Origin of the sequence: Streptomyces phyllanthi (assembly GCF_009377205.1) — a bacterium.
GTDB classification, from domain to species: Bacteria; Actinomycetota; Actinomycetes; order Streptomycetales; family Streptomycetaceae; genus Streptomyces; species Streptomyces phyllanthi.
In genome coordinates this window covers 1-5,441 of sequence record NZ_VJZE01000552.1, presented here as the reverse complement: position 1 = coordinate 5,441, position 5,441 = coordinate 1, and the positions used below count along the sequence as shown (strand labels likewise).

The following is a 5,441-nucleotide window of genomic DNA, read 5'->3' as shown; positions in this document are numbered from 1 at the left end:
CCGTCGGCCCGGACGAACCCTGCGGCCCCCCGGAGAGCACCCCCCGCGCCGAGGCCAGCTCCGCCGCCAGCAGCTCGACCAACTGCCCCGCCGGCACCGCCCGCGCCATCCGGTGCCCCTGCCCCGCCCACAGCGCCATGCCCTGAGCGTCCCCCGAGCGGGCCGCCGCCTTGCGCAGCCCGGAGGTGAGGTGGTGCACCTGGGGATACGCGGCAGGGGCGTACGGGCCGTGCTCGCGCATGAAGCGGTTGACCAGCCCCCTGGCCGGCCGCCCGGAGAACGCGCGTGTCAGCTCCGTACGGACGAACAGAGGGTTGGTCAGCGCCTGCTTGTGCAGCGCGTTGGCACCGGACTCCGGCGTGACGAGGAACGCCGTACCGAGCTGGGCCGCGCTCGCCCCGGCGGCGAGGACCGCCGCGATCTGGCTGCCCCGCATGATGCCGCCGGCCGCGACGATCGGCAGCGAGACGGCCTCGCGGACCTGGGCGACGAGGGACAGCAGGCCGATACCGGCGCAGTCCCGCTCGGGGTCGTCGCGATGGGTGCCCTGGTGTCCGCCCGCCTCCACGCCCTGCACGATCACGGCATCGGCCCCGGCGCGCTCCACGGCCAGCGCCTCGTCGGCCGTGGTCACGGTGACGAGGGTCAGTGTGCCCTTCGCGGCGAGGGAGGCCAGCACCTCCGGAGCCGGGCAGCCGAAGTGGAAGGAGACGACCGGCACCGAGTTGTCGAGGAGTACGGCGAGTTTGGCGTCGTAGCCGTCGTCGCGCCCGCTGTCGGGGTCGCCCAGCTCGGTCTCGTACCAGGTGGCCTCGCCGGCGAGCTGGTTGGCGTACACCTCGACGGCGGCCGGATCGGCATACTCGGGCTGCGGCGTGAAGAGGTTCACCCCGAAGGGGCGTCCCGTGAGTCCGCGCAGCTGTTTGATCTCCTGGTACATGCCGTCGGCCGTCTTGTACCCGGCGGCGAGGAAGCCGAGCCCGCCGGCCTCGGACACGGCGGCGGCGAGCTGCGGCACGGAGACACCGCCCGCCATGGGGGCCTGCACGATCGGATACCGGCAGAGATCGGTCAGTGCGGAGGACATGACGGCATGGTGTCACGTCGCCCGGACAAGTCCGAATCCGGCCTTGCGGCTGGCATGTGCCAGAGGAATGGGCGCCCGTCAGGGAGGGTGGAGCCCCTCCTTCAGGGGCGAGATCCAGCCAGCCGACACCCTGCTGCTCGGCGTCCGAAAACCGCGACCCGGGCGCGGGGGCCGACCCCCGCGCCCACCCTCATCAGCGAACCCGGACCCGACTACAGACCGGATACAACCCGGGTACAGGGCCGAACGCAGGCAGGCGTCACCGCCCGTTGAACGCGTCCTTCAACCGCGAGAACAACCCCTGCTGCCCCGGCTGGAACTGCCCCATCGGCCGTTCCTCACCCCGCAGCTGGGCCAGCTCCCGCAGCAGGCGCTCCTGCTCGGGGTCGAGCTTCGTCGGGGTCGTGACCTCGACGTGCACGATGAGATCGCCGCGGCCGCCGCCCCGCAGATGCGTGACCCCACGCCCGTGCAGCGGGATCGACTGGCCGGACTGGGTGCCCGGGCGGATGTCGACCTCCTCCATGCCGTCGAGCGTCTCCAGCGGCACCTTGGTACCGAGGGCCGCCGCCGTCATCGGGATGGTGACCGTGCAGTGCAGGTCGTCGCCGCGCCGCTGGAAGGTCGGGTGCGGCAGCTCGTGGATCTCGACGTACAGGTCACCGGCGGGACCGCCGCCGGGGCCGACCTCGCCCTCGCCCGCGAGCTGGATACGGGTGCCGTTGTCGACGCCGGCCGGGATCTTCACGGTCAGCGTGCGGCGGGACCGCACCCGGCCGTCACCCGCGCACTCGGGGCACGGGTTCGGTACGACGGTCCCGAAGCCCTGGCACTGGGGGCAGGGGCGGGAGGTCATGACCTGGCCGAGGAAGGACCGCGTGACCTGGGACACCTCACCGCGGCCGCGGCACATGTCACACGTCTGGGCGGACGTACCCGGTGCGGCGCCCTCGCCGTTGCAGGTCGTACAGACGACCGCCGTGTCGACCTGGATGTCCTTCGTCGTCCCGAAGGCCGCCTCGTCGAGCTCGACCTCCAGGCGGATCATCGCGTCCTGGCCCCGGCGGGTGCGCGACCGCGGGCCGCGCTGGGACGCCGTACCGAAGAAGGCGTCCATGATGTCCGAGAAGTTGCCGAAGCCACCGGCGCCGAAGCCCCCCGCGCCGCCGCCCGCCTGGGACAGCGGGTCGCCGCCGAGGTCGTAGACCTGCTTCTTCTGCGGGTCCGACAACACCTCGTACGCGGCGTTGATCTCCTTGAACCGCTCCTGCGTCTTCGGATCGGGGTTGACGTCCGGGTGCAGCTCGCGCGCGAGCCTCCGGAACGCCTTCTTGATCTCTTCCTGGGAAGCGTCGCGGCGCACGCCGAGCACGGCGTAGTAGTCCGTGGCCACTTACGACTCCGCCAGGATCTGTCCGACGTAACGTGCCACCGCTCGTACTGCTCCCATCGTTCCCGGATAGTCCATGCGGGTCGGTCCGACCACGCCGAGTTTTGCTACTGCCTCGCCGCCCGAACCGTAGCCCACCGAGACCACGGACGTGGAGCTGAGCCCCTCGTGCGCGTTCTCGTGACCGATACGCACGGTCATGCCCGAATCCTTCGCCTCGCCAAGCAACTTGAGGAGCACGACCTGCTCCTCGAGCGCTTCGAGCACCGGTCGGATGGTGAGAGGGAAGTCATGCCCGAAGCGGGTCAGATTGGCGGTTCCGCCGATCATCAGCCGCTCCTCGTTCTCCTCGACCAGCGTCTCCAGGAGGGTGGAGAGCACGGTCGAGACGGTACCCCGGTCCTCGAGGTCGAAAGCCTCCGGCAGGTCCTCGACGAGGCGCGGGACATCCGCGAAACGGCGGCCCGCCACACGGCTGTTGAGCCGCGCGCGCAGGTCCGCGAGGGACGTCTCCCCGAACGGCACCGGGCAGTCGACCATCCGCTGCTCCACCCGGCCCGTGTCCGTGATCAGCACGAGCATCACGCGCGCCGGAGCCAGTGACAGCAGCTCCACGTGCCGCACCGTGGACCGCGTGAGCGACGGGTACTGCACGACGGCGACCTGCCGTGTGAGCTGCGCGAGCAGCCGTACGGTCCGGCCGACCACGTCGTCCAGGTCGACGGCACCCTCCAGGAAGTTCTGGATCGCGCGCCGCTCCGGGGGCGTCATCGGCTTGACGGCGGCCAGCTTGTCGACGAAGAGGCGGTAGCCCTTGTCGGTGGGGATGCGCCCGGCGCTGGTGTGCGGCTGGGCGATGTAGCCCTCCTCCTCCAGCGCCGCCATGTCGTTGCGGACGGTGGCCGGCGAGACCCCCAGCTTGTGCCGCTCGGTGAGTGCCTTGGAACCCACGGGCTCCTCGGTGCCGACATAGTCCTGGACGATGGCGCGCAGCACTTCGAGCCTGCGTTCACTCAGCATCGCGCGCACCTCCAGATCCCTGCCCTGCGACATCCCCCTTGGCACTCACCGCAGCCGAGTGCCAGCATTCCCCCCAGTGTACGGCGGTGGGGTACGACCCCGGCAAGGGCGGCCGGGCCTCACCGCGCGACCTGTACCGACGTGTCCCACGATGTCGTACCGGCGAGTACGCGCGGGACGCCGACATGGACGCCGACTTGGTTCCGGGGGCCGTCGTGCCTGAGCGGGGCATGCGGTTAGCGTCGGCGTATGACGGTGACTTGGGAAGAGGCCGGGTGGGAGGAACTGGGTCCGCACGTGGGACGGTGCCGCCTGCCGGTCTGGGACTGCACGGCCGGGCTGGTCGTCGGGGACGGTGCCGCTCTCCTGATCGACGCGGGGTCGAGTCTGAGGGAGGGCGCGCGGTTGCGCGGCGAGGCGTGGACGCTGCTGGGCGGCCACCACCGTGTGACACATCTCGCGCTCACGCACGCCCACTTCGACCACGTCTTCGGCGCGGCGTCCTTCGCGGGGGTGGAGGTGTTCGGCGCGGTGGGCCTGGACAGGGTCCTCGCTCCGGAACGCGCACGCGAGGACCTGCGTGCCGACGCGGTGCGGAGCGGCCTGGACGCACAGGAGGCGGCCGAGGCCGCCGACCTCCTCGTGACGCCCCGGCACCATGTCTCCGGCGAGTGGACGCTCGACCTGGGCGGTGGCACGCAGGTGCTGCTGGCGAACGTCGGCCCGGGGCACACGGCCCACGACCTGGTCGTCCTGGTCCCCGGCTCGCCCTCGTTCCCGGAGGTGGTCTTCTGCGGCGACCTGGTGGAGCAGTCCGGCGAGCCCCAGGCGGGCCCGGACGCCGTCCCCTCGCACTGGCCGGCCGCCCTGGACCGGCTCCTGGAGCTCGGCGGGGAGGACGCGGTGTACGTGCCGGGGCACGGGGCGGTGGTGGACGCGGCGTTCGTACGGGCACAGCGGGACGAGCTGGCGGCCCGCTTCGGCGTGTCGTGAGGAGGGCCGCACCGGTTCTCGTATCGTCATCCGAATGCGCCCGTACTCGCCGGATCTGACTCCGCCGTGGAAGAAGCCCAAGCCCGTGCCGGAGGTTCCGGCCGATCCCGGCCTGGTGGTCGAGGAGCCCGGGACCGGATTCTGCGGTGCGGTGATCCGCTGCGAGGCGGGCACGGTGACCCTGGAGGACCGCTTCGGCAAGCACCGGGTGTTCCCGATGGAGCCGCGGGGCTTCCTCCTGGAGGGCCGGGTGGTGACGCTCGTACGTCCCTCGCCGACGGCCCCGGTACGTCCCACGCGCACGGCCTCGGGCTCGGTCGCCGTCCCCGGGGCACGCGCGCGTGTGGCGCGTGCCGGGCGCATCTATGTGGAGGGCCGCCACGACGCCGAGCTGGTCGAGAAGGTCTGGGGTGACGATCTGCGCATCGAGGGCGTGGTCGTCGAGTACCTGGAGGGCGTCGACGACCTCCCGTCCATCGTGACGGCCTTCGCGCCCGGCCCCGACGCCCGTCTGGGCGTCCTGGTGGACCACCTGGTGCCGGGCTCCAAGGAGTCGCGCATCGCGGAGTCGGTGACGAGCGAGCACGCGCTGGTGGTGGGCCATCCGTACATCGACATCTGGCAGGCGGTGAAGCCGGCCTCGGTGGGCATCCGGGAGTGGCCGCGCATCCCGCACGGCCAGGACTGGAAGACGGGCGTGTGCCGGGCACTGGGCTGGCGCGTGTCGAACACGGGTGAGGCCTGGCAGCGGATCCTCGACTCGGTGCGCTCGTACAAGGACCTGGAGCCGGCGCTGCTGGGCCGCGTGGAGGAACTGATCGACTTCGTGACGGCACCGGCCTGAGGCCGTAGGGGTTTTTCGCCCCCGCCGCTCCTAGGGGCTGACTAGTGCGGGCCAGACCCAGGCCTTCAGGGGCGCGGGGAACTGCGCGACCGGCCCCCACCCACCCG

General features: G+C 71.8%; 5 protein-coding genes. 2 read left to right on the top strand and 3 right to left on the bottom strand.

From position 1 onward, the window contains the following. From FNH04_RS40580 to hrcA, 3 genes are all read right to left on the bottom strand, one after another. On the bottom strand, window positions 1-1,087 hold a 1,087-nt coding region (locus FNH04_RS40580; protein WP_152791199.1), incomplete at its 3' end, for a nitronate monooxygenase. Window positions 1,088-1,346: 259 nt separating this feature from the next. Next, complete coding sequence (gene dnaJ / locus FNH04_RS40575; RefSeq protein ID WP_322725297.1) at window positions 1,347-2,480, bottom strand: molecular chaperone DnaJ; 1,134 nt, start codon at window positions 2,478-2,480, stop codon at window positions 1,347-1,349. Continuing rightward, the gene (hrcA, locus tag FNH04_RS40570) at window positions 2,481-3,497 is read right to left on the bottom strand and encodes a heat-inducible transcriptional repressor HrcA (protein ID WP_152791198.1); all 1,017 of its coding nucleotides are present in this window, start codon (window positions 3,495-3,497) and stop codon (window positions 2,481-2,483) included. Between the two features lie 249 nt (window positions 3,498-3,746). Here hrcA and FNH04_RS40565 point away from each other — a divergent pair, with 249 nt between their 5' ends. Both FNH04_RS40565 and FNH04_RS40560 read left to right on the top strand, forming a co-directional pair. Next, a complete protein-coding gene (locus FNH04_RS40565; protein WP_152791197.1) occupies window positions 3,747-4,490 on the top strand; it encodes an MBL fold metallo-hydrolase in 744 nt (247 codons plus the stop codon). A gap of 34 nt (window positions 4,491-4,524) precedes the next feature. Continuing rightward, on the top strand, window positions 4,525-5,334 hold the full coding sequence (locus FNH04_RS40560; RefSeq protein ID WP_152791196.1) for a DUF3097 domain-containing protein: 810 nt from the start codon (window positions 4,525-4,527) through the stop codon (window positions 5,332-5,334). The last annotated feature ends 107 nt before the right edge of the window (window positions 5,335-5,441 follow it).

Excerpts from the sequence above, each read along its gene's own strand:
- hrcA (WP_152791198.1), bottom strand. The coding sequence starts at position 3,497 with ATGCTGAGTGAACGCAGGCTCGAAGTGCTGCGCGCCATCGTCCAGGAC.
- FNH04_RS40565 (WP_152791197.1), top strand. The coding sequence starts at position 3,747 with ATGACGGTGACTTGGGAAGAGGCCGGGTGGGAGGAACTGGGTCCGCAC.
- FNH04_RS40560 (WP_152791196.1), top strand. The coding sequence starts at position 4,525 with ATGCGCCCGTACTCGCCGGATCTGACTCCGCCGTGGAAGAAGCCCAAG.